The organism is Chelativorans sp. Marseille-P2723, assembly GCF_902809845.1.
Lineage (GTDB): Bacteria > Pseudomonadota > Alphaproteobacteria > Rhizobiales > Rhizobiaceae > Chelativorans.
Window position 1 is genome coordinate 503,039 of the sequence record NZ_CADDWI010000013.1, and the last position, 22,297, is coordinate 525,335.

Here is a 22,297-nt window from a genome sequence, read left to right on the forward strand (position 1 = left end):
CTTTGCCCGCATAGAACTGGAAGACGCTGATCTTGCTCAACCGCGTTGCGCCACGACCGGCTGACCGCGCCTCGCGTCCTCGATGGTCGATCAACGGCCAGTGCTTCCGTGCCTATGCCAGGCAGCAGTTGTGCCGGTTCTTCAGCCCGGTGATATCGTCATCAAGGACAACCTGCGAGCCCAAAAGTCCGCCGCCGTCCGGCAGGATCAAAGCCGCCGGCACCAGGCTGTGGCATCTGCCTCAATCCAAAGCCCTTACCAGGATCAAGCACCGGATGTGGGTGGGCGGAAGCAAAACATCGAGGAGACATGGCGGCACATGGCAGGTCCCCGCGCCCCCATCCAGCACGGCGAGCATCGACGACTCCATCTTGGCGGAGATGCCTCCGCCAAAACCTCAAAGGCTCTATTTCACCTCGCCCCTTTCGGCCGCTTCACCGGAGCGCTTCAACTCCTCCAGCACAGGCATGGAGACAATATTGTATCCAGAGTCCACATAGTGGATCTCGCCCGTCACGCCGGAGGAAAGGCTGGAAAGCAGATAGAGCGCCGAGCCGCCGATCTCATCAAGGGTGACGGTACGACGCAAGGGCGAGTTACGCTGCTGGTAGCTGTACATATGGCGGGCATCCGAGATTCCCGCTCCGGCAAGGGTGCGCATCGGCCCGGCCGATATGGCGTTCACCCGGATTCCTTGCGGACCGTAGTCATTCGCCAGATAGCGAACGCTTGCTTCCAGGCCGGCCTTGGCAACTCCCATCACGTTATAATTGGGCATCACGCGGGTCGAACCCGCATAGGTGAGCGTGAGAAGGCTGCCGCCCTTCTCCATCATCGCGGCCGCGTAACGCGCTACTTCCGTAAAGGAGTAGCAGGAGATAATCATGGTGCGAATAAAATTGTCGCGCGTGGTGTTCGCGTAAAGGCCCTTAAGTTCGTTCTTGTCCGAAAAACCGATGGCATGGACAAGGAAGTCGAGTGCTCCCCACTCGTCGGCGAGCACCTCGAATACCTTGGCGATGGAGGCGCTGTCCTCCACGTCGCAAGGCAAGAGCAGCTTCGATCCGACTTGTTCGGAAAGAGGCTTCACGCGGCGGCCAAAAGCTTCGCCCTGATAGGTGAAGGCGAGTTCCGCTCCGTGCGCGGAAAGTGTCTTTGCAATTCCCCATGCGATCGAATGATCATTAGCGACGCCCATGATGAGGCCGCGCTTGCCCTGCATCAACAATTCCATAAACCTTTCCTCAACCCGCATAACGCTGGAAGACCAACGTCGCATTCGTGCCGCCGAAGCCGAACGAATTCGACAGGATGGTGTCGATCTTGGCATCGTCGATGCGCTCACGCACGATCGGCACGCCCTCGAACTCCGGGTCGAGTTCTTCGATATGGGCGCTTTCGCCGATGAAGCCGGCTTGCATCATCAGAAGGCCGTAAATGGACTCCTGCACGCCAGCCGCCCCCAGCGAATGGCCGGTCAGCGACTTTGTGGAAGCGATATTCGGCATATCGTCGCCAAACACCTCGCGGATGGCTGCCACTTCGCGGGAATCGCCCACCTCCGTCGCGGTGCCATGCGTGTTGATGTAGTCCACCTTCCCATCAACGGTGGAAAGCGCCTGGCGCATGCAGCGCACGGCGCCCTCGCCGGAAGGCGCAACCATGTCAAAGCCGTCGGAGGTGGCGCCATAGCCCACCACCTCGCCATAGATCTTTGCACCCCGCGCCTTGGCGTGCTCCAGTTCTTCCAGCACCAAGACGCCGGCTCCGCCCGCAATCACGAACCCGTCGCGTCTCACGTCATAGGCGCGGGAGGCTGTGGCGGGCGTGTCGTTGAACTTGGACGACATAGCTCCCATGGCGTCGAAGAGGTTTGACATGGTCCAGTCGAGATCCTCGTGGCCGCCGGCGAAGATGACGTCCTGCTTGCCCCACTGGATGAGCTCGAAGGCATTGCCGATACAGTGGGCGGAGGTGGAGCAGGCCGAAGTGATCGTATAATTCACCCCATGGATCTTGAACCAGGTGGCCAGCGTTGCCGAAGCGGTCGATGACATCGCCTTTGGAACGGCGAAGGGGCCGATGCGCCTCGGGCTGCCCTTTTCACGCGTTATGTCCGCAGCTTCCACTATGGTGCGCGTGGAGGGGCCCCCGGAACCCATAATTATGCCGGTGCGTTCGTTGCTGATGTCTTTCTCATCAAGGCCCGAATCGGCAATCGCCTGCTCCATGGCGACGTGATTCCAGGCGCCCCCCTTGGAAAGAAAGCGCATGGCGCGCCGGTCCACGAGCTCTGTAGGGTCGAGCGTCGGCGCGCCCCAGACATGGCAGCGGAAGCCGTGATCGGCGAAATCCTGAGAAAAAGTGATACCTGACTTCGCACCGCGCAGCGATGCCGTGACTTCATCGGCGTTGTTGCCGATGGATGATACAATGCCGACACCGGTGACTACAACGCGTCTCATGTGGCTCTCCCTAGACTTCAGCGCGGCGGATCGCCCGCATACTTTCGAACACTAAGGTCATTTCAGAATTTCATGGAACTTTGAAATGATCTTAGTTCCTGATTCTGGGGAACTCCCTGCGGAAAAACGTATCCGCTTCCTCGAATTCCTCTAGGCGGCAGTATCCTGCTTGAACAAGCCGACACGCAGATCCGCCGCCCTGTAAATGGTCTCCCCATCAGCCTTAAGCCAGCCGTCGCCGGTGCCGAGCACCAGTCGGCCTCGCATCACCCGTTTGAAGTCCACCCCGTATTCAACCTTCTTGTTCTTCGGCGTGACCATGCCGCTGAACTTCACCTCGCCGGTGGAGATCGCGCGGCCCCTTCCGGGCTCGCCGAGCCAGCCGAGGAAGAAACCGGTCATCTGCCACATGGCATCCAGCCCAAGGCATCCTGGCATCACGGGATCGCCGATGAAATGGCAGGGGAAGAACCACAAGTCCGGCTTTATGTCGAGCTCAGCGCGGATAAAGCCTTTTCCAAATTCGCCCCCTTCCGCGCTGACCTCGGTAATCCTGTCGAACATCAGCATAGGTGGAGCAGGAAGCTGGGCGTTTCCCGGCCCGAACAATTCGCCGCGGGCGCAGGCCAGAAGGTCTTCGTAATCGTAGCTGGTTTTTGTTTGCGCCATGAATCCCATTCTCGTTCACGCCCGTGCACCGGGCTGGTTTTGCCATTCCCTGTCCCAAAGCCTGCACGTGCTGCCGGCCCGGGTGCTGAATCCGGAACTCTCTATCACAGCTTCTTTCAGGTAGGAAACCGCTTCGAGCCGAATCTAGCCTTTGGTCGCGCCCGCCAGACCTGCTATTGATTGGCATGACACCCCGGAATATATGTGAATACAAGATCAGGCGCTCCTTAAGCGCCATTTTGAACAGAATTGGGCCAAAAGCAGGAAAGCTTTCTTGACAGCTGCCGCCGCCGAAATATCAGTCTCTGCGCTGGAGAAGCGCGTGCGCGCTTCAGGGTTGCGCCCGACCCGGCAGCGCATCGCGCTGGCCGAATTGCTCTTTTCCAATGGCGACCGTCACGTCTCGGCAGAAGAACTGCACGAAGAAGCACTGAAGGCGGGCGTCCGTGTTTCACTGGCCACCATCTACAACACCCTGCATCAATTCACCGCGGCGGGAATGCTGCGCATCCTGCCGATAGAAGGGTCGAAGACGTATTTCGACACCAACACGTCGGACCATCACCATTACTTCCTGGAGGGTGAAAACCGCCTCGTCGACATTCCTGACGGTTCAGTTGACGTAGCCCGCCTTCCGTCACCGCCTGAAGACATGGAAATTTCCCATGTCGACATTCTCATCCGCCTCCGTCCCAAAGGCGAGAGGCGGAAACATTCTCTTTCAGCCCGCAAAGCGTGAAGCTGCCGGCGCGTCACCCGGCTACGCTTTCGCCAAGCGCGCAAGGAGCGCGGTGCGGGTTTCCTCGTCCACGAAGGCGGCTTCCACCGCCGTGCGCGTGACTGCGTCCAGCGCTGCGTCATCAAATCCGAGATACTGGGCGGCGACTTCATACTCACGGGCCAGACTGGTCCTAAAATGCGGGGGGTCGTCGGAGTTGAGCGTCACAAGACACCCCGCCGCCCGCAATTGCGGCAGCGGATGACTGGCGAAATTCGGGAAGAGCTTCAGCGCCACGTTCGAGACGGGACAGACTTCCAGCACTACTTTTTCTTCCGCGATCCGGCGTAGGAGGTCGGGCTTCGTTGCTGCCTGCACCCCATGGCCGATGCGGGAAGGATTAATGTGGTTCAAGGCGTCTTCCACACTGTCCGCTCCGCCGAATTCGCCGGCATGGACCGTGATTCCGAGGCCCGCTTCGCGGGCAATCTGGAAGGCGCGTGCAAAATCGCGGGGGCGGCCGACGCGCTCATCTCCGGCCATCCCAAAACCCGTCACCAAGGGGTGGCCGCAGCCGGCGGCAAAACGCGCCGCCTGCTCGACGGCCTCCACTCCGTAGTGGCGGACGCCGGTAACGATCATCCGCGCTTCGATCCCGGTCGATGAGCGGGCGCGCCTGATCCCCTCGGTAAGTCCCTCCGTATAGGCTTCCGGCGAAAGCCCTGCCCGCATGGCATGGTCCGGAGATGTGAAGAATTCCGCGTAAATAGCGCCCCCTTGCGCAAGACCCGTCAGGTGCGTTTCCGCAAGGAGTGCATAATCCTCCGGTGTGCGGAAAAGGCTTGCGGCCCGATCATAGGCTAGAAGAAAGGTTGTGAAATCCTGCCAATAGTAGGACCGGTCCCGAATTAAGGAGGAAACATCCACTCCATATCTCTGCGCCTGCGCCTCAACGAGCGCTGGGGATGCCGCTCCCTCTATGTGACAGTGCAATTCCGCCTTGAGAACCATTCGTGCCGCCTTGAGTACTCCGCAGGGCGCAAGCGCGCCTGCCGTTCAGAGCGTATCACAAACGTCGCTGCGAGCAGCCGCCCTGCGCAGCAGCTCAAGAAAGCGATCTCCGGCGATTTCCAGCGGGCCAGAATTGTCGATCTCCAAAGCCCCGGCAACGGCAAGCTCGTTGGTACTGCCACGGGCTAGGCGGGCCAGCACTGCCCGCCTTGTCTCACGCCCGCGGCTGGCGAGGCGCGCCGCCAGGACTTCCCTCGGCGCGCTGATGATTACCGGGATGACATTTGCATAACGCTTGCCGATCTCCTCGATCACGGCACGTGAAACATTCGCTACCACCACGCGATTCTGCCGCATCTCTTCGTCCAGCACGGCAGGAAGACCGTAGCAGAGGCCGTTTGCGCGCCAGGCAAGCGCGAAGCTTCCTGCCGCCTCAAGGCGTTCAAACTTCGCCTTCGATACGGTATCGTGTTCTTCGTCCCCGGGATCGGAAGGCCGGGTGATCACACGTCTTGCAAAGACGATATCGCGTTCAAGCCTGCCCAGTCTGCTGCGGGCATAGGCGAGGACGGAATCCTTGCCGCTGCCGGAAGGGCCTGCGACGGCGACAAAGACGCCCTGTCTCAAGGGGAATGTCCCCTCGTGGCGCGACTTTTCGAACAAAGCCCGAATCATCAGGCAATGCGGCGCCCCTCGCGCCAGACCGTACGCACGACCGGGATGCCGTCATCAAGCCGCACGCGCACCAGATCGGCGCGCCGCCCGATCTCAATTGCGCCCCGGTCCTTAAAACCGACGGCCTCCGCAGGGTTCTTCGAGACCATGGCAACCGCTTCCGGAAGGCTGATGCTATCCACTACCTCGCCCAGGAAGAAGGCGGCCTGGACAAGGCTAAAGGGAATGTAATCGGAGGAAAGGATATCGAGGTGACCTCTTTCGGCAAGTTCCCGCGCGGAGACATTGCCGGAATGCGAAGCACCACGCACCACATTAGGTGCACCCATCAGGACCGCCATCCCAGCCTCCTTGGAGGCGCTGGCCGCAGCTGCTGTGGTAGGGAATTCTGCCACAAGCACACCATCGGCGGCCGCCTCCTCCACATGGGCGATCGTGGCGTCGTCGTGGCTCGCCAAAATAATGCCATTTGCGCGACAAACCTCCGAAATGGAACGCCTGTTGGCTGGCGAATTTTCCTCTGACTCTGCGATCCGGCGCTCGCAGAAGCGCCGGAACTCCTCATCCGACATGTTCATGTACACTTTGTAGTACGCGGCATAGGTTTCGAGGTCAGTGAATTGCCGCTGGCCCGGAGCATGATCCATCAACGAAACGAGCTTCAGGTGGGGGTCGTTCTCGAAAAGGGCAAAACCTTCAAGGCAATCCGGGGCCGATACTTCGCAGCGAAGATGAATGAAGTGTTCGGCGCGCAAGCGGTCCTTTGCCGCGCTCTCTTCAATCGCGTCTGCAAGCCGTCGCATTTCGCTTACGTCCACATCCGCATCTTCATCCAGGCCGACACGCAGCGCGTCGAGAACAGTGGTAATTCCCGATGCGGCCACCTGCGCATCATGCGCAAGGACGGAAGCCACCGGATTCCACCGTACCCTCGGCCGGGGAGAATAGTGCCGCTCCAGGTGATCGGTATGGAGTTCGACCAGACCGGGAATGAGGAAATCGCCTTCCATATCGGCACCCCCCTCCATCTGGCTCGGACCCACATCCGCGATATGCCCATCCCGAATGAGAACACTGCCGTCGATCACTTCATCCGGCAGCACGACGCGGGCATTCTTCAGTACAAGTTCACCTGGCATATTATGCAATCTTTCTTGCCCTCTCTCCGCCAATTGCGTGGAGGGATCTAACGTGGAACGGTGCCCCCGGCTCCGGTTCGACGAAAAGAGCAAGCGAGGCGATCTTGAGGGGCGCAAAAAGAAGGGGCCCGAAAAAAGATGAGATCGCCGCTTCCATCCGTTCTGCTTCCTGTTCGGGAACCGGCCCGCTTAAAGTCATGTGGAAGCGGAACTCATCGAGCACGTAAGGGTAGCCCCATTTATGGAGGTTCTTGAGTTGCGCTGGCGTCAGCCGTTCAGGGTTGCGGCGCTCGACTTCTTCCGGTGTCAGCGGCGCACGGAATGACTCGAACTGGGTGACGGCATCCGCAGCAAGCTCATCGAGCCGTTGCGAGCGCGCGGCGGGCACGATAGCGAAGAAACGACCAAGCCGCGCAAGCGCGATGCCGTCCAATGTGAACGCTTCCCGCTCCGCCGCGAAGCGGGAAAGTGCGGAAACAAGCTCGCTCTCGCTTCTGCCAGCGGCAAGGCGAAAAGGCGCTTTCAGCGTGGCATGAAAGCCATAGCGGCGGGCAGCCGCCGTATGGAAGGCAATTTCGGCGGCTGTAAAGGAACCCACGGCGACGGGTGGATGCATCGCGCCCGTAAAAGCGCTGCGCCCGAGCCAACGTTCGGCATGCTGCGTCAGCGCATCTTCTTTTTCTGGCGTGAAATAGATCGCATACCGCACTGATTCATTCCTCGCAGATCGCGACGCATAGACGATTTGCGTGACAGATTGTCGAAGTCTGCCGAAGAGTACCTTTGGGGCCGCCAGTGGCCATATTCGCCTACGGGCGTTCCATGATCAATGGAATTCAGCCATTTTGGAGGCATGCCGTCGCCCCCCAGCGTAGCATTGATATATGCTTCCCGACCTAGGACCACAAGGAGGATGAGCCAGTGGCTGGCCATCGGCTAGATCAGCGCCCGGGAAACAGGGGTACCGATTCTCGTCTGGAAATTTCGAAAAAACAAAAGCCTGACCTAACGAGCTGCGTGCCACCCGTTAACTCAGGATGCCCGGCAGATTGAGCTTATGTTGCCGGGCACATTCCAGCGCCTCTTCGTAGCCGGCATCCGAATGCCGCATGACGCCGGTTGCGGGATCGTTCCACAACACCCGTTCGAGGCGGCGCGCGGATGCTTCCGTTCCATCGGCACAGATCACCATCCCCGCGTGTTGGGAAAAACCCATGCCGACGCCGCCGCCGTGATGGAGCGACACCCAGGTTGCGCCCGAAGCGCAGTTAAGGAGTGCGTTAAGAAGCGGCCAGTCGGACACCGCATCCGAGCCATCCTTCATGGCTTCCGTCTCGCGGTTAGGCGAGGCGACAGAGCCGGAATCGAGATGATCCCGGCCGATCACCACGGGCGCCTTCAGCTCTCCCTTCGTTACCATCTCGTTGAAGGCGAGGCCAAGCCGGTGACGGTCGCCCAGGCCCACCCAGCAGATTCGCGCCGGCAGACCCTGAAAGGCTATGCGCTCTCGCGCCATATCGAGCCAATGGTGAAGGTGCTCATTGTCCGGAAGAAGCTCCTTAACCTTTTCGTCCGTGCGGTAGATGTCCTCCGGATCGCCGGAAAGGGCCGCCCAGCGGAACGGTCCGATGCCGCGGCAAAAGAGAGGGCGGATGTATGCCGGCACAAAGCCAGGGAAGGCGAATGCGTCTTCGCAGCCTTCTTCCTTCGCCACCTGGCGGATATTGTTGCCATAATCCACCGTCGGGATGCCCCTGTTCCAAAAGGCAAGCATGGCTTCCACATGCTCGCGGATCGAGGCGCGGGCTGCCTTCTCCACTGCCTTCGGATCGCTCTCGCGCTTTTCTTTCCACTTGGCGAGCGACCATCCCTTGGGAAGATAGCCGTTGATCGGGTCGTGCGCGGAAGTCTGGTCCGTGACGATGTCTGGCCGAGCGCCACGCCGCACCAGTTCCGGCAAGATCTCGGAGGCATTGCCTGAAAGCCCGACCGACTTCGCCGCGCCCGCTTTCGTCCAGCGCTCGATCATGGCCAATGCCTCGTCAAGGCTTGCCGTCTTCTCATCGAGATATCGGGTGCGCAGGCGAAAATCGATGCGGCTTTCATCGCATTCGATGGCAAGGCAGCAGGCCCCGGCCATCACCGCAGCCAGTGGCTGCGCCCCGCCCATACCGCCAAGACCGGCGGTCAGGATCCAGCGGCCCTTGAGGTTGCCGCCATAGTGCTGGCGGCCTGCCTCGGCAAAGGTCTCGTAGGTGCCCTGAACGATGCCCTGTGTACCGATATAGATCCATGAGCCTGCCGTCATCTGGCCGTACATCATCAGGCCAGCCCGATCGAGCTTGTTGAAATGGTCCCACGTAGCCCAGTAGGGCACGAGGTTGGAATTGGCGATGAGCACGCGCGGGGAGTCCCGGTGCGTGCGGAACACGCCCACCGGCTTGCCGGATTGGACAAGCAGCGTCTCATCCTCCTCAAGCGTCTTGAGCGTTGCGATAATGCGGTCAAAATCGTCCCAGGTGCGCGCCGCCCGCCCAATGCCGCCATAGACCACCAGTTCGTTCGGATTTTCCGCCACGCCAGGGTCGAGATTGTTCATGAGCATGCGAAGCGGCGCTTCGGTGAGCCAGCTCTTGGTATTGAGTTCAGTGCCCCGGGGGGCTCGCACCTCACGGATATTGTGGCGCGGATTGGTCATCAAGAGTCCTCTTTCATGGAAAGGGCGATTTCCTCCAGCCGCTCGAGCACGGTTTTGAGATGGATGCGCAGGCGCCCGGCCTTCTCCTCGTCATAGGCGAATGGGTCGCTCTCTCTTTCGAGGTGCGTGTGCTGGGCAAGCTCCATCTGGATGGCGTGCACGCCATCCTGCGGACTGCCATAGTGGCGGGTGGTCCAGCCGCCGCGGAAACGGCCGTTGACGACGTGGGTGTATCCTTCTGCGGCGGCGCAGATTTCCGCCACTGCGCGCTCGAAGGCGTCGGCGCAGGTGTGGCCACCGTCCGTGCCGATGTTGAAATCGGGCAGCGTTCCTTCGAACAGGAAGGGGCAGCGCGAGCGGATGGAATGGCAGTCATAGAGCACGGCGATACCGTGTAGCGCCCTCACGCGCTCAATCTGCGCTTCCACGGCCGCGTGATAGGGCCGGTGGAAGGCGGTGAGCCGCCGCGCGATCTCCGCATCGTCGGGTTCTTCCTGCCAGATCGGCTGGTTGTCGAAATCACTAAGCGGGACGAGGCCCGTCGTGTTCTGCCCTGGATAAAGGCTTTTGCCGGTGGGGTCGCGGTTGGCATCGATGCAATAACGGTGGAAGACAGCGCGCACGGTCGTCACGTTCGGCAGAAGATCCCGATAGAGCCGGTCAACGTGCCAGTCCGTATCGCGCAGCTTTCGCCCTTCATCGTTCAGCCGTACCCAAATGTCTTCCGGCACCAAGGTTCCCGCATGCGGGAAGCCGAGGATGACAGGCGAAGAGCCTTCGACGACTTCCACAGGCTTCATTGTTCGCTCTTCAGTTCCGGCAAGATGTTTGGGGAGACGCTGGCATTGAGACGTCCGGAACGCACCAACTCGATAGCCGCTTCGAGATCGGATGCCATGAAGCGGTCATCGCCAAGCGCCGGCACTGCAACGCGGATAGCCGCATGCGCCTTCTGCAGCTCGGCGCTGGTCTTCAGCGGCGCGCGCAGATCGATGCCTTGCGCGGCGGTGACCGCCTCGATACCGATGATGCCAAAGAGATTGTCGGTCATTGCAAGCAGCCGGCGCGCCCCATGACAGGCCATGGACACATGGTCTTCCTGATTGGCGGAGGTCGGTGTGGAATCGACCGAGGCGGGGTGCGCCATCTGCCTATTTTCCGACATCAGCGCAGCGGAGGTCACCTCGGCGATCATCAGCCCGGAGTTTAGGCCAGGGCGAGGCGTCAGGAAGGGCGGCAGGTCAAAGGAAAGAGCAGGGTCAACGAGCAGTGCAATGCGGCGCTGAGCAATAGAGCCGATCTCGCAGATCGCCAATGCGATCTGGTCCGCCGCAAGCGCGACCGGCTCGGCATGGAAATTGCCGCCCGAGACCACCGAACCATCCGATAGCACAAGCGGATTGTCGGTGACCGCATTGGCCTCGATTTCCAGGGTGCGCGCAGCCTGTCGCAAAAGGTCAAGGCAGGCTCCATCCACCTGCGGCTGGCAGCGGATGCAATAAGGGTCCTGCACCCGCTCGTCGCCCTCGCGGTGGCTTTCGCGGATCTCCGATCCCTCCAGCAGCTTCCAGAGGGCAGCCGCCGTGTCGATCTGTCCCTGATGTCCACGCAGGGCGTGTATTTCCGGATGGAAGGGCGCGGATGAGCCCATGGCCGCGTCGGTGGAGATCGCGCCGGTGATCAAAGCCGCGCGGGCCGCACGGTGGGCGCGGAAGAGCCCCGCAAGCGCCAGCGCAGTGGAGACTTGCGTGCCATTGATGAGCGCCAGACCCTCCTTGGCCTGAAGCGTGACGGGATCAAGCCCGGCCTTTTCCAGGGCGTTGCGGCCGGCAAGCCTTTCGCCCTTATACCAGGCCTCGCCCTCGCCTATCATCACCGCCGTCATGTGTGCGAGCGGGGCAAGGTCGCCCGAGGCGCCAACCGAACCCTTTTCCGGAATGACAGGGATGACGCGGCGTAAAAGCATCTCTTCCAGCAGGCGGATGATCTCCAGCCGCACGCCAGATGCGCCTCTCCCCAGCGACATCAGCTTCAGTACCATGATGAGGCGCACGATTGCCGGGCTCATGGGCGCGCCCACGCCGCAGCAGTGGGAGAGGATGAGGTTGCGCTGCAAGGTGGTAACCTCAGAGGCAGCTATGCGCACGCTGGCGAGCTTGCCGAACCCCGTATTGACGCCGTAGACGGCCGCTTCCCCGCCTGCGATCTCGGCGATGCGTCTTGCGGAAACCTTGATCGCCTCATGGCAGGAAGGATCGAGCCGCACCGGCATCTGCTCGCGCCAGATGCGCTCCAGCGTCTGAATGGTGACTTTGCCTGGCGTGATGACCAGTGTCATGCAACGTCTCCAACGATAAGGCGGTCGAGCGGATTGAAGCCGATGCGATAGGCAAGCTCCGCGGGATGCTCGACGTTCCAGACAGCTATTTCCGCTCGCTTGCCGGGCTCCACCGTGCCGAGTGCCTCGGCAAGGCCAAGTGCCCGCGCGGCCTGCCGCGTCGCGCCGGCAAGCGCTTCCTCCGGCGTCAGGCGGAAGAGCGTGCAGGCCATGTTGAGCGCCAGAAGCAAAGAAGTAAGCGGCGAGGTTCCGGGATTGCAGTCGGTTGCCACAGCAATCGGCACTCCCGCCCGCCGCAGGCTTGCGACAGGCGGAACGCTCGTCTCGCGCAGCGTGTAGAAGGCACCCGGAAGTAGTACGGCTACAGTGCCGGCCTTGGCCATGGCCGCCACGCCTTCCTCTTCCAGATATTCCAGATGATCCGCAGAAAGCGCCCCAAACCGCGCGGCAAGCTTCGCCCCGCCCGAATCGGAAAGCTGCTCCGCATGAAGCTTGACGGGCAGGCCAAGGGCCCGTGCCTTCTCGAACACCCTGGCCATCTGCTCCGGCGAGAAGGCGATGCCCTCGCAGAAACCGTCCACGGCGTCTGCAAGCCCTTCGGCGTGTGCAGCCTCCATCCCCGGCAGCACGACTTCATGGATGTAAGCATCGCGTCTGCCCTTATATTCGACCGGCACCGCATGGGCGGCAAGGTAGCTGGTCCTCACCCGAACGCCCCGCAAGGCTGCAAGCCGGCGCGCAGCGCGCAGCATCTTCAATTCGTCTTCGATGGAAAGCCCATAACCCGACTTTATCTCCACCGTCGCGACGCCTTCTGCCATAAGCTTGTTAAGGCGCGGCAGCGCCGCCGCAACAAGCTCATCCTCGCTCAAGGCGCGGGTGGCAGCCACCGTCGAGACAATGCCGCCGCCCGCCTGCGCGATTTCCTCATAGCTCGCGCCCTTGAGGCGCATCTCGAACTCGCTTGCCCGTTCGCCGCCGAAGACAAGATGGGTGTGGCAGTCGATCAGCGCAGGCGTTACAAGCCGCCCTTCGAGCCGCACCTGCTCCGCCCTTGCCCATTCAGCCGGCAAGCCGGCACGCGCACCTGCCCAAGCGATGTGCCCGCCTTCCACGGCGATCGCTGCATCCTCAATCAATCCATAAGGCTGAGCGCCGGGAACCATGGTGGCCAGCCGGGCTTCCGTAATCAGGAGTCGCTTCATCGCTGCTCTTGCCTGCCCTATGTCTAGACGTTAAAATATATGTCTATACAAATCATTTTTAAGCCAGGATCGGCGCCCCATGCAAGAGATTTTCGCGCACACTGCCCTCACCCCTGCCGGCTGGCGAAACAATGTCCGCCTGACAATCGACGATGAAGGGCGCATTGCCTCCATCTCGTCCGATGCACGTTCCGGCGGTGCCCTTGAGGTTCCGGTCCTCCTTCCTGCGATCTTGAACCTTCACAGCCATACCTTCCAGCGCGGCTTTGCGGGCCTTGCCGAGCGCCGCAGCATGGAAGGCCATGACAGTTTCTGGACGTGGCGCGAGGTGATGTACCGATTCCTCGACCAGCTTCACCCGGAAGATGTCCAGACCATTGCAGCCTTCGCTTTTATGGAAATGCAGGAAGCGGGCTTTTGTGCCGTGGCAGAGTTTCATTATCTGCATCACCAGCGAGGCGGCGAGGCTTATGCTGATATTGCCGAGCTTTCCTCACGCATTGTCGAGGCGGCACACGAGACAGGTATCGGCCTTACGCTGCTGCCGGTCTTTTACCACTATGGCGGCGCTGACCGCCGCCCGCTCAAGGGCGGGCAATTGCGCTTCGGTAATGCTATGGATGATTTTGCAAGGCTGATAGAAGGTGCTGAGAGGCACCTTTCCCGGCTTTCCCCGGATGCACGACTTGGCCTTTCTGCCCATTCCCTGCGTGCTGCAACCATCGAGCAGGTTGGCGCGGTCGCATCCTTGCGGCCGGATGCACCCATCCATATGCACATTGCCGAACAGGTGCCGGAGGTGGAGGAAGTGCTTCAGGTCTTCGGCAAGCGCCCTGTCGAATATCTGCTGCGTGAAATCGACGTGGACGAGCGCTGGTGCCTCATCCATTCCACCCACATGAATGCCCTTGAGACGGAGGCGCTTGCCCGTTCCGGCGCCGTGGCAGGGCTCTGCCCCGTAACGGAAGCCAATTTGGGCGACGGCATTTTCAATGCGCTCTCATTCCGCCAGGCGCAGGGCATATTCGGCATCGGTACCGATTCCAACATTCGCATTTCCGTGGCCGAGGAATTGCGCCAGCTTGAATATTCGCAGCGGCTGAAGCAACACGCCCGTGCTCTCATGGCCGAGCCAGGGCAGTCCTGCGGGCGATCCCTCTACGAGGCGGCGTTGGCGGGCGGAACGCGGGCGCTCGGACGCGATAGCGGTTCTCTGGAAGTGGGGAGATGGGCGGACATGGTGGCAATTGATCCTGGTGGGCTCACCGCGGTCGTGGGGAAGGATGCCATTCTGGAAAGCTGGATCTTCTGCGGAGGCAATGACGCCGTGACCGACCTGTGGTCCGCGGGCCGGCACATGGTGCGCGGAGGGCGGCACGTCGCACGTGAGGCGATCACACATCGCTACCTGGCAACGGTCCGCCGCCTGGTGCAAGCGCTATGAGCGAGCGCGCCTCCTTCCGGGTCATACGCGACGAGATTGCGCGGCGAATCTCCGGGCGGCTCTGGCTTCCCGGCGCGCTTATTCCCAACGAGGAGCTTTTAGCGCGTGAATTCGGCGCAGCCCGTGCAACCGTCAACCGCGCCCTGCAGGAACTTGCGCGTGCCGGGCTGATCGAGCGCCGGCGCAGGGCAGGAACCCGCGTCGCGCTTCATCCGGTGCGCGAGGCACGTTTCGTCATTCCCGTCGTGCGGCAGGAAATCGAGGCGAAGGGGGCGGCTTATCAATACCGACTGCTTTCGCGCATCGAGAAAGCCGCTCCCGAGCTGGTACGCGCGAGACTAGGGCTTGCTGAAGAGACGCCCTGTCTTCATGTGCGCTGTCTGCACCTTGCAGACCGCACCCCCTATCAATTTGAGGAACGGTGGATCAATCTCGAAGCCGTTCCGAAGGCCCGGGAGGCAGATTTCAACGCCACGAGCCCCAATGAATGGCTGGTGGAGAACGCGCCTTTTACGGAGGCGGAATTCACCTTTTGCGCCGCTGCGGCGGGACCGGAAGAAGCGGCCTTGCTTCAACTCAATGAAGCCGCACCCGTCTTTGTCGGTGAGCGGATTACCTGGCTTGGCGAGCGGCCCATAACCCTGGTGCGGATGATGCATCCGCCGTCCCACCGGATGGTGACGCGACTTTGAAATAGGGACAGGCATCTCGACAACATTCCGCTGAAAAGCTAGTCGGGAGCATCACCGCCGCAGAGGAAGCCATGTCCGCCCGTCCGATACTCATTGCCCCATCCATCCTGTCTGCCGATTTCTCACGTCTTGGCGAAGAAGTGGAGGCCGTGGCCGCCGCTGGCGCGGACTGGATCCATCTTGACATCATGGACGGCCATTTTGTGCCCAACATCACCTTTGGGCCACCTGTAGTGAAGACGATCCGCGATCGCACCGACAAGATTTTTGACTGCCATCTGATGATTGCTCCGGCCGATCCTTATCTTGCGGCTTTCGCCGAGGCAGGCTGCGACATCATCACGGTCCACGCAGAGGCCGGACCCCATCTGCATCGTTCGTTGCAGACAATCCGCAAGCTCGGCCGAAAGGCAGGCGTGTCGCTCAATCCTGCGACCCCGGTGAGCGCGATCGAGCACGTGCTTGACGAGGTGGATCTCATCCTCGTCATGACTGTCAATCCCGGCTTTGGCGGCCAGGCGTTCATACCCGCAATGCTGGACAAGATCCGTCGCGTAAAGGCGCTTGTGGGCCATAGGCCCATAGACATCGAGGTGGACGGTGGCATTGCCCCCGAGACGGCCGGCGCGGTGGTCAAGGCCGGCGCTAATGTGCTCGTGGCGGGCTCCGCTGTCTTCAAGGGCAGCGGAGGGGCAGCCTATCAGGAAACCATTAGCGGGTTGAGAAAGGCTGCGGGAAGCTAGTGGAGTTGCTGGAAGAATGGCTTATCCCAGCAGGAGAAGCGTCACCATGCCAACCGTGCCGACGAAAATCCGCCACCAGCCGAACAGGCTGTAACCGCGCCGCGAAACATAGGCGAGAAGGCGGCGGACAACAAAAAGCGCAGCGACGAAGGCGGCGATGAAGCCTGCGCCAATGATCTTCACATCAGCCGTGGTCAGCAAATTGTAGTTCTTGTAAAGGTCGTAAGCGAAGGCCCCCGCCATGGTCGGCATGGCGAGAAAGAAGGAAAACTCCGCCGCTGCACGTTTGTCGGCACCCAGCAACAGCCCGCCGACAATTGTCGCGCCAGAGCGTGAAGTGCCGGGAACCATCGAAAGGCACTGAAAAAGGCCGATCTTGAAATAGACGGGAAGGGGAAACTGCGTGATGTCGTCATAACGGGGCTCCTTCGCCCAACGGTCGACCCACAGCAGCACGATACCACCAAGCACGAGCATGATGCAGATCAGCAGAGGCGTCTCAAAGAGCACTGCCTTTATGATATTATAGGCAGCAGCACCAATGACCATCGCAGGAAAAAAGGCGATCAGAATGCCGATCACGAAGCGCTGCGTTGCGCGGTCATGCGGCAGGTCGATCACCATCTGCCGCAGCCTGGCGGCATAGACGGTCAAAATGGCGGCGATGGCGCCAAGCTGGATGAGGACTTCAAAAGCCTTTCCGGTAGATTGAAAGCCTAGAAAGTGTCCAGCCAGAAGAATATGTCCCGTGGAAGATACGGGAATGAATTCGGTAAGTCCCTCAAGAATGCCCAGCAGGATCGCTTCCACAATGGTCTGGTCTGGCACGCCTTCTCCTATGGTTTCGTGGGAATCGGTCACTTGCGGTGGGTTGCTTGTCAGGTCCCGCATCTACACCTATAGCTCGGGCGCATGGCAGTGGAATCAGGCTGCGAGGATTACCGCCGCAAGCACGAATTGACCAGAGCGCCATGGGGCTGTCCGCATCGAAAAGGGCAACAATGCTGACGCTGTTTCATCATCCGCTATATGCTTCCTGCCGTTTCGTACGCCTGATTTTTGGCGAGTATGGCGAAGAATTGGCCCTTATCGAGGAACGGCCCTGGGCAAGGAGAAAGGAGTTTCTGGCACTCAATCCGGCCGGTTCCATTCCCGTCCTGCTTGCCGAAGGCGACCATGCCATAGTGGGCGCCACGGCTATTGCGGAATATGTCGACGAAACGCGAGGCGCGTTCCAGCGTAAACGGCGGCTGATGGCAGAGGACTCACTCGCCCGGGCGGAAATCCGCAGGCTGGTCGACTGGTATCTGATCAAGGTCGAAGACGAGGTGACAAAGCATCTGGTGCGGGAGCGCGCGCTCAAGCCTCTCATGGACGCCGAGGGCGGACGCGCACCCGATTCGGCAGCGATACGCGCCGCTCGCGCCAATGTGCGCCAGCACATGAAGTACACCAACTGGCTGGCGGCTACGCGTGATTGGCTTGCCGGACCGCAGCTTTCCTATGCGGACGCGGCGGCCGCTGCCGTCCTGTCCGTTCTCGATTATCTGGGAGAGATCGATTGGCGCGAGTATGAGGCTGCGCGCGACTGGTACAGCCGCATGAAATCGCGCCCCTCTTTCCGACCTTTGTTGAGCGACCGTGTGCGCGGCCTCTCACCCGCCTCCCACTATGCCGATCTGGATTTCTGATGACTGCTGTGCGGTCACGGCCGGAACGCCTTCGCGCGCTGATCGAGATGGAGGCGTGCGCGGCGGGCTTCGATGTGGTGACGATAGCTTCGCCCGAAGCAGCGCCCATGGCCCCGGGGCGCCTTGCGCATTTCCTGAAGGAAGGCCGCCACGGAACCATGGCCTGGATGGAAGAGACGGCAATGCGCCGCGCCCATCCGCGCGCTCTCTGGCCGGATGTACGTTCCATCATCATGCTGGGCATGAATTACGGGCCTGGCCATGATCCGCTCGCCGTGCTTGCGCGCCGGGATCGCGGTGCCATCTCGGTCTATGCACAGAACCGCGACTATCACGATGTCATCAAGGGGCGGCTGAAGCAGATCGCCGGGAAGGTTGCGGCCAGGACAGGCGCGCAGGTGAAGGTTTTCGTCGATACCGCGCCGGTGATGGAAAAGCCGCTGGCGGCAGGTTCCGGTCTCGGCTGGCAGGGCAAGCACACAAACCTTGTGAGCAGGGAGTTTGGTTCGTGGCTTTTTCTTGGTTCCATTTTCACCACCGCGGAGCTTGCGGCAGATCGGCCGGAGAAAGATCATTGCGGCTCCTGCCGCGCCTGTCTGGACATCTGCCCGACCGAAGCCTTTCCGGCGCCGTACCAGCTCGATGCCCGCCGCTGCATTTCCTATCTTACCATCGAGCACAAAGGGCCCATTCCCCAGGAGTTCCGGGAAAGAATGGGCAACCGCATCTATGGCTGCGACGATTGTCTTGCCGTCTGCCCGTGGAACAAGTTTGCGCGCGAAGCCTCTGAGGCGAAGCTGAAGGCGCGCGAGGAGCTGAAGGCTCCACCGCTATCTGAACTTTTGGAGCTGGACGATGCAGCTTTCCGCGCCTTTTTCTCAGGCTCGCCCGTAAAGCGGATCGGCCGCGACCGCTTCCTTCGCAACGTGCTTATCGCTGCTGGAAATTCGGGCGAGAAGAGCCTTGTTCCCGCTTGCAGGCGCCTCGCCGAGGATCCAGCCCCTCTGGTTCGCGGGGCGGCCATCTGGGCACTTTCTCGGCTGATGGAGCCGCACGCCTTCGAGGCGCTGCGGGACCTTCAGCAATACGAGACGGACACGGACGTTCAAGGGGAGTGGAAACACGCCCTCGGATGGATGGCTGGCCGATGAAACGGAAGGCTCTCATATTCGGAGCAGGCTATTCAGGTCGCGCCATCGCGCGCGAGCTTCTTCCCGAATTCGACCTTGTGGCAGGCACCACGCGCAGCTGTGAGCGGGCAAGTATGCTTTCGCGTGAAGGCATCCATCCCCTTATCTATGACGGAAATGGCTTTTCCGGCGCAACAAGAACGATTCTGGAAGAAACAACTCATCTGATCGTCACGGTTGGCCCAGGCAAGGAGGGCGAGCCCGTCCTGGCGGATTTTGAGCGCGTCCTCCAATCCATGCCTTGCCTGAAATGGGCGGCCTACCTCTCCACCGTGGGCGTTTATGGAGATCATGGCTGCGCCTGGGTGGACGAGGAAAGCGAATGTCGGCCAGTTTCCCCGCGCTCCCTTATGCGTCTGGAGGCGGAGAAGGCCTGGATGGCGTTTGGCCGGGCACAGGCCGTTCCCGTTGCCGTTCTCAGGCTTCCCGGCATTTACGGCCCCGGCCGCAATGCTCTTGACAACCTCGCCGCGGGAACTGCCCGACGCATCGTCAAGCCCGGCCAGGTTTTCAACCGCATCCATGTGGACGATATCGCAGGCGCGCTCCATCATCTGATGAACCGCAACGCCAGCGGGATCTTCAACATCGCCGATGACGAGCCCGCACCGCCGCAGGACGTGGTGGCCTATGCGGCGAAGCTGGCCGGCCTCGAGCCTCCGCCCGAGATTCCGTTTGACGAAGCGCAAATGACGCCGATGGCACGCTCCTTTTATAGCGAGTGCAAAAGGGTTTCCAACACGAAGCTGAAAGCCTCCGGATATCGGCTGCGTTATCCCCATTACCGCATGGGGCTGGAAGTATTGTGGCAGGCGAAACGGAAAGAATGGATGCCGCAAATATGCTATGATTCGCGATGATCCTGCCCCCCCAGGAGGGAACGATGCGGCTATCTCATCTCGTGCGGCTTGGTGCCGCCTGCCTTGCTTTTGCGCTTTCATGGGGAGAGCCGGCAAAGGCCGAGCCGCTGGCGAAGGATCTTTTCGGCGCCAAGAGGTTGCCTGCGGCCACCCCGCCTGCCGTTTACGGCTTTTACTCCAAGGGCTGCTTTTCAGGCGGCATCGCGATTGCCGCGGATGGCCCGCACTGGCAGGCAATGCGCCTTTCGCGCAACCGCCGCTGGGGCCATCCGGAACTGGTGCGCCTCATCGAGAAACTCTCGCGTGAAGCTGCCCAGGATGGGTGGCCAGGCCTGCTCGTAGGCGATCTCTCCCAGCCGCGCGGCGGGCCGATGCTTTCCGGCCATGCCTCACACCAGATCGGGCTGGATGCCGACATATGGTTCACGCCCATGCCGGTGAAGCGCATGAGCGTGGCCGAACGTGAGCGCGTAAGCGCTGTCTCAATGCTGCGGGACAACTCCCTTTATGTCGATGATCGCAAGTGGACCAGCGCCCATGAAGCGGTACTGAGGCGTGCTGCGAGCTATCCCGAAGTGGAACGCATACTTGTGCATCCGGGGATCAAGAAGAAGCTGTGCGACACGGTCCGCGGCGAGCGGAGCTGGTTGAGGAAGGTCCGCCCCTTCTGGGGCCATGATTATCATTTCCATCTCCGCATCGGTTGCCCGGACGGCTCCCCCGGCTGCACGCCTCAGACCCCTCCTCCTCCCGGTGAGGGTTGCGACAGCTCGCTTGCCTGGTGGTTCACCGAAGAACCATGGAAACCTGCCGCGGGTCCGGCAAAGCCCAGGGCGCGCGACGTGATGAGAATGTCCGCCTTGCCCACTGCCTGCCAGGCGGTGCTGGACGCTCCTTCCCCGCCATCCGAAGCGACAGTGACGCTGACGGGTTCGGGCGCGTTACCGGCCATCGCGGCTACAATGCCTCCGGTTCCGGCCGGGAGCGTGGACCCCGCTTCTTATCTGCTTTCTCTCCAGCCGGAGCAGCTTCCCGTGCCGAGCCCACGGCCAGCGCATTAAAACCTGGAGCTAGAAACTGGCGGCCTGAATGCTATGTGGATCGTGGCGGAACTGGTTTAAGGGAGGGCTTTGCATGGCCGCGACGCTCGCTTATACAATCGCTTCAACCGATTTAAACCAGCCCGCAAACATGCTCGGACAAGACCTTTGGCAAGACCGCGCGTCGCGCTAATAGCGCATGATCAGAAGAAGGACGACATTGTGAGCTTCGCCCGCGATCACGCGCTTTATCTTGCCGGTTGCGATTTGGTAGCCACAGGCACGACGGGCAGGCATATCGCCGAAGCCTGTCCCGATCTTCAGATCCGGTGCCTGAAAAGCGGCCCGCTGGGCGGCGATCAGCAAATCGGTGCGCTGATTGCGGAACGCGGGATCGATTTTCTGATCTTTTTCGTCGATCCGCTTACCTCCATGCCTCATGACGTGGATGTCAAGGCATTGATGCGGCTGGCGATCGTCTATGATATTCCTATGGCGCTGAATCGTGCCACGGCCGAGGCGCTTCTGCGGCAGGAACAGGCAGGCGCCTCCCCAGGACCCCGGAATTGAGGAGGCTTGAAAGGCCAGATGGTTTATCAGACGGATCTTGATGCAGTGTTGGATTTTCCAATCCTGATCGGGGATATCGGGGGCACAAACGCGCGCTTTGCCATCGTCGTCGACTCCTACGCGGAGCCGCGGGAATTTCCCGTGTTGTTTACCGCCGATTTCCCGACGATCGACGACGCCATCCAGAGTGTCTTGGACCAGACCAGCTTGCTGCCGCGGTCTACCGTGCTGGCGGTCGCAGGCCCGGTGGATGGCGACGAAATCGATCTTACCAACAGCGATTGGGTAGTGCGGCCGAAGCAGATGATGAAGACATTCGGCTTCGGCGATGTGATCGTCCTCAACGACTTCGAGGCCCAGGCGCTAGCGGTCGTGGCGCTTGGAGAGGCGCATCTGGAAAAGATCGGCGGTGGAAGCGCAGAAACGGTCGGCAGTCGTGTTGTTCTGGGTCCGGGAACCGGGCTTGGAGTGGCTGGCCTTGTGCACGCACAGCACACCTGGATTCCCCTCCCCGGCGAAGGAGGCCATATCGACCTTGGACCGCGCACGGAACGTGACTACGAGATTTTTCCGCATCTTGAGAGGATTGAGGGGCGCATTTCCGCCGAACAGGTTCTCTGCGGCCGGGGCCTTGTCAATCTCTATCGCGCGATAGCGGCGGCAGACGGAAAGGAAGCGCCCTTCTCCGACCCTGCCGAAATCACCTCGGCCGGGCTTGAGCGCAGCAATCCGCTTGCAACAGAGACGCTCGATCTTTTTGTTACCTATCTCGGCCGCGTCGCGGGCGATCTCGGTCTCATCTTCATGAGCCAGGGCGGTGTATTCCTCACCGGTGGTATTGTCCAAAAGATCGTCCCTGCGCTACGGAATGGCGTTTTCCGCGCCGCATTCGAGGACAAGGCTCCGCATAGGACCTTGATGGCGGAGATACCCGTGTATGTCATTACCCATCCCATGGCCGCAGTCTGCGGCCTGGGGGCTTACGCGCGCACGCCCGGGCGCTTCGGCGTGGAAACGGCGGGGCGGCGCTGGCGGGCACGTTGAGGAACTGACCCGCGCGAAAGAACCGGCCAATTGCATGTCGGCTCGTGATAGGGCATAGGCTGCTGCCATTCGCATATTGCGCGGTGCCGGCGGCAAAACGGACAA

General features: G+C 61.1%; 22 protein-coding genes. 10 read left to right on the forward strand and 12 right to left on the reverse strand.

Annotated features, from left to right (window positions below; genetic code table 11):
- Positions 1-406: 406 nt before the first annotated feature.
- The 3 genes from fabI to fabA form a co-directional block, all read right to left on the reverse strand.
- The gene (gene fabI, locus HUS57_RS13825) at positions 407-1,234 is read right to left on the reverse strand and encodes an enoyl-ACP reductase FabI (protein ID WP_173934486.1); all 828 of its coding nucleotides are present in this window, start codon (positions 1,232-1,234) and stop codon (positions 407-409) included.
- Positions 1,235-1,244: 10 nt separating this feature from the next.
- Entirely contained in the window at positions 1,245-2,465 is a 1,221-nt protein-coding gene (gene fabB, locus HUS57_RS13830; protein ID WP_173934487.1) for a beta-ketoacyl-ACP synthase I, read from the reverse strand.
- 150 nt (positions 2,466-2,615) lie between these two features.
- Positions 2,616-3,134 carry a 3-hydroxyacyl-[acyl-carrier-protein] dehydratase FabA gene (fabA, locus tag HUS57_RS13835; protein ID WP_173934488.1) on the reverse strand — a complete coding sequence of 173 codons (519 nt, stop codon included), beginning with the start codon at positions 3,132-3,134 and terminating at the stop codon, positions 2,616-2,618.
- Positions 3,135-3,408: 274 nt separating this feature from the next.
- Between fabA and irrA the strand changes: the two genes are divergently transcribed.
- Positions 3,409-3,873, forward strand: a complete 465-nt coding sequence (irrA, locus tag HUS57_RS13840; RefSeq protein ID WP_281409298.1) for an iron response transcriptional regulator IrrA — start codon at positions 3,409-3,411, stop codon at positions 3,871-3,873.
- A gap of 21 nt (positions 3,874-3,894) precedes the next feature.
- Here irrA and HUS57_RS13845 read toward each other — a convergent pair whose 3' ends face one another.
- The 8 genes from HUS57_RS13845 to hutI all read right to left on the reverse strand — a co-directional run bounded on the left by HUS57_RS13845 (position 3,895) and on the right by hutI (position 12,918).
- Complete coding sequence (locus HUS57_RS13845; protein WP_173934489.1) at positions 3,895-4,863, reverse strand: adenosine deaminase; 969 nt, start codon at positions 4,861-4,863, stop codon at positions 3,895-3,897.
- Positions 4,864-4,908: 45 nt separating this feature from the next.
- Positions 4,909-5,538, reverse strand: a complete 630-nt coding sequence (phnN, locus tag HUS57_RS13850; protein WP_173934490.1) for a phosphonate metabolism protein/1,5-bisphosphokinase (PRPP-forming) PhnN — start codon at positions 5,536-5,538, stop codon at positions 4,909-4,911.
- The gene (locus tag HUS57_RS13855) at positions 5,538-6,677 is read right to left on the reverse strand and encodes an alpha-D-ribose 1-methylphosphonate 5-triphosphate diphosphatase (RefSeq protein ID WP_173934491.1); all 1,140 of its coding nucleotides are present in this window, start codon (positions 6,675-6,677) and stop codon (positions 5,538-5,540) included. Before HUS57_RS13855 ends, phnN begins: the two co-directional genes overlap by 1 nt.
- Before the next feature lies 1 nt (position 6,678).
- On the reverse strand, positions 6,679-7,386 hold the full coding sequence (locus HUS57_RS13860; protein ID WP_173934492.1) for a DUF1045 domain-containing protein: 708 nt from the start codon (positions 7,384-7,386) through the stop codon (positions 6,679-6,681).
- Positions 7,387-7,704: 318 nt separating this feature from the next.
- Positions 7,705-9,378, reverse strand: a complete 1,674-nt coding sequence (gene hutU / locus HUS57_RS13865) for a urocanate hydratase (RefSeq protein ID WP_246727877.1) — start codon at positions 9,376-9,378, stop codon at positions 7,705-7,707.
- Positions 9,375-10,175 (reverse strand): N-formylglutamate deformylase, encoded by an 801-nt coding sequence (gene hutG, locus HUS57_RS13870; RefSeq protein WP_173934494.1) that lies wholly within the window; start codon positions 10,173-10,175, stop codon positions 9,375-9,377. The genes hutU and hutG overlap by 4 nt, the downstream gene beginning before the upstream one ends.
- Positions 10,172-11,713, reverse strand: a complete 1,542-nt coding sequence (gene hutH, locus HUS57_RS13875) for a histidine ammonia-lyase (protein ID WP_173934495.1) — start codon at positions 11,711-11,713, stop codon at positions 10,172-10,174. Before hutH ends, hutG begins: the two co-directional genes overlap by 4 nt.
- Complete coding sequence (gene hutI, locus HUS57_RS13880; protein WP_173934496.1) at positions 11,710-12,918, reverse strand: imidazolonepropionase; 1,209 nt, start codon at positions 12,916-12,918, stop codon at positions 11,710-11,712. The genes hutH and hutI overlap by 4 nt, the downstream gene beginning before the upstream one ends.
- A 79-nt stretch (positions 12,919-12,997) precedes the next feature.
- On the opposite strand from hutI, the gene HUS57_RS13885 reads away from it, so the two are divergent.
- The 3 genes from HUS57_RS13885 to rpe all read left to right on the forward strand — a co-directional run bounded on the left by HUS57_RS13885 (position 12,998) and on the right by rpe (position 15,797).
- Entirely contained in the window at positions 12,998-14,362 is a 1,365-nt protein-coding gene (locus tag HUS57_RS13885; RefSeq protein WP_173934497.1) for a formimidoylglutamate deiminase, read from the forward strand.
- On the forward strand, positions 14,359-15,054 hold the full coding sequence (locus tag HUS57_RS13890) for a GntR family transcriptional regulator (protein ID WP_173934498.1): 696 nt from the start codon (positions 14,359-14,361) through the stop codon (positions 15,052-15,054). The genes HUS57_RS13885 and HUS57_RS13890 overlap by 4 nt, the downstream gene beginning before the upstream one ends.
- A 71-nt stretch (positions 15,055-15,125) precedes the next feature.
- Entirely contained in the window at positions 15,126-15,797 is a 672-nt protein-coding gene (rpe, locus tag HUS57_RS13895; RefSeq protein WP_173934499.1) for a ribulose-phosphate 3-epimerase, read from the forward strand.
- A gap of 21 nt (positions 15,798-15,818) precedes the next feature.
- On the opposite strand, the gene HUS57_RS13900 is transcribed toward rpe, so the two are convergent.
- Positions 15,819-16,625: an undecaprenyl-diphosphate phosphatase gene (locus tag HUS57_RS13900; protein ID WP_173934500.1), complete on the reverse strand. Its 807-nt coding sequence runs from the start codon at positions 16,623-16,625 to the stop codon at positions 15,819-15,821.
- A gap of 173 nt (positions 16,626-16,798) precedes the next feature.
- Here HUS57_RS13900 and HUS57_RS13905 point away from each other — a divergent pair, with 173 nt between their 5' ends.
- The 6 genes from HUS57_RS13905 (at position 16,799) to HUS57_RS13930 (ending at position 22,192) form a co-directional block, all read left to right on the forward strand.
- A complete protein-coding gene (locus HUS57_RS13905) occupies positions 16,799-17,488 on the forward strand; it encodes a glutathione S-transferase family protein (protein ID WP_173934501.1) in 690 nt (229 codons plus the stop codon).
- Positions 17,488-18,639 carry a tRNA epoxyqueuosine(34) reductase QueG gene (gene queG, locus HUS57_RS13910; protein WP_173934502.1) on the forward strand — a complete coding sequence of 384 codons (1,152 nt, stop codon included), beginning with the start codon at positions 17,488-17,490 and terminating at the stop codon, positions 18,637-18,639. The genes HUS57_RS13905 and queG overlap by 1 nt, the downstream gene beginning before the upstream one ends.
- Positions 18,636-19,538: an SDR family oxidoreductase gene (locus HUS57_RS13915; protein WP_173934503.1), complete on the forward strand. Its 903-nt coding sequence runs from the start codon at positions 18,636-18,638 to the stop codon at positions 19,536-19,538. Before queG ends, HUS57_RS13915 begins: the two co-directional genes overlap by 4 nt.
- A gap of 23 nt (positions 19,539-19,561) precedes the next feature.
- Complete coding sequence (gene mepA, locus HUS57_RS13920) at positions 19,562-20,599, forward strand: penicillin-insensitive murein endopeptidase (protein ID WP_173934504.1); 1,038 nt, start codon at positions 19,562-19,564, stop codon at positions 20,597-20,599.
- 147 nt (positions 20,600-20,746) lie between these two features.
- The gene (locus tag HUS57_RS13925) at positions 20,747-21,148 is read left to right on the forward strand and encodes a methylglyoxal synthase (RefSeq protein WP_173934505.1); all 402 of its coding nucleotides are present in this window, start codon (positions 20,747-20,749) and stop codon (positions 21,146-21,148) included.
- 18 nt (positions 21,149-21,166) lie between these two features.
- Positions 21,167-22,192, forward strand: a complete 1,026-nt coding sequence (locus HUS57_RS13930) for a glucokinase (protein WP_173934506.1) — start codon at positions 21,167-21,169, stop codon at positions 22,190-22,192.
- The last annotated feature ends 105 nt before the right edge of the window (positions 22,193-22,297 follow it).

Bases quoted from the DNA above. Each gene is read 5' to 3' on its own strand.
- fabI (WP_173934486.1), bottom strand. From the start codon at position 1,234: ATGGAATTGTTGATGCAGGGCAAGCGCGGCCTCATCATGGGCGTCGCT.
- fabB (WP_173934487.1), bottom strand. From the start codon at position 2,465: ATGAGACGCGTTGTAGTCACCGGTGTCGGCATTGTATCATCCATCGGC.
- fabA (WP_173934488.1), bottom strand. From the start codon at position 3,134: ATGGCGCAAACAAAAACCAGCTACGATTACGAAGACCTTCTGGCCTGC.
- HUS57_RS13845 (WP_173934489.1), bottom strand. From the start codon at position 4,863: ATGGTTCTCAAGGCGGAATTGCACTGTCACATAGAGGGAGCGGCATCC.
- phnN (WP_173934490.1), bottom strand. From the start codon at position 5,538: ATGATTCGGGCTTTGTTCGAAAAGTCGCGCCACGAGGGGACATTCCCC.
- HUS57_RS13855 (WP_173934491.1), bottom strand. From the start codon at position 6,677: ATGCCAGGTGAACTTGTACTGAAGAATGCCCGCGTCGTGCTGCCGGAT.
- hutG (WP_173934494.1), bottom strand. From the start codon at position 10,175: ATGAAGCCTGTGGAAGTCGTCGAAGGCTCTTCGCCTGTCATCCTCGGC.
- hutH (WP_173934495.1), bottom strand. From the start codon at position 11,713: ATGACACTGGTCATCACGCCAGGCAAAGTCACCATTCAGACGCTGGAG.
- hutI (WP_173934496.1), bottom strand. From the start codon at position 12,918: ATGAAGCGACTCCTGATTACGGAAGCCCGGCTGGCCACCATGGTTCCC.
- HUS57_RS13885 (WP_173934497.1), top strand. From the start codon at position 12,998: ATGCAAGAGATTTTCGCGCACACTGCCCTCACCCCTGCCGGCTGGCGA.
- HUS57_RS13890 (WP_173934498.1), top strand. From the start codon at position 14,359: ATGAGCGAGCGCGCCTCCTTCCGGGTCATACGCGACGAGATTGCGCGG.
- rpe (WP_173934499.1), top strand. From the start codon at position 15,126: ATGTCCGCCCGTCCGATACTCATTGCCCCATCCATCCTGTCTGCCGAT.
- HUS57_RS13905 (WP_173934501.1), top strand. From the start codon at position 16,799: ATGCTGACGCTGTTTCATCATCCGCTATATGCTTCCTGCCGTTTCGTA.
- queG (WP_173934502.1), top strand. From the start codon at position 17,488: ATGACTGCTGTGCGGTCACGGCCGGAACGCCTTCGCGCGCTGATCGAG.
- HUS57_RS13915 (WP_173934503.1), top strand. From the start codon at position 18,636: ATGAAACGGAAGGCTCTCATATTCGGAGCAGGCTATTCAGGTCGCGCC.
- mepA (WP_173934504.1), top strand. From the start codon at position 19,562: ATGCGGCTATCTCATCTCGTGCGGCTTGGTGCCGCCTGCCTTGCTTTT.
- HUS57_RS13930 (WP_173934506.1), top strand. From the start codon at position 21,167: ATGGTTTATCAGACGGATCTTGATGCAGTGTTGGATTTTCCAATCCTG.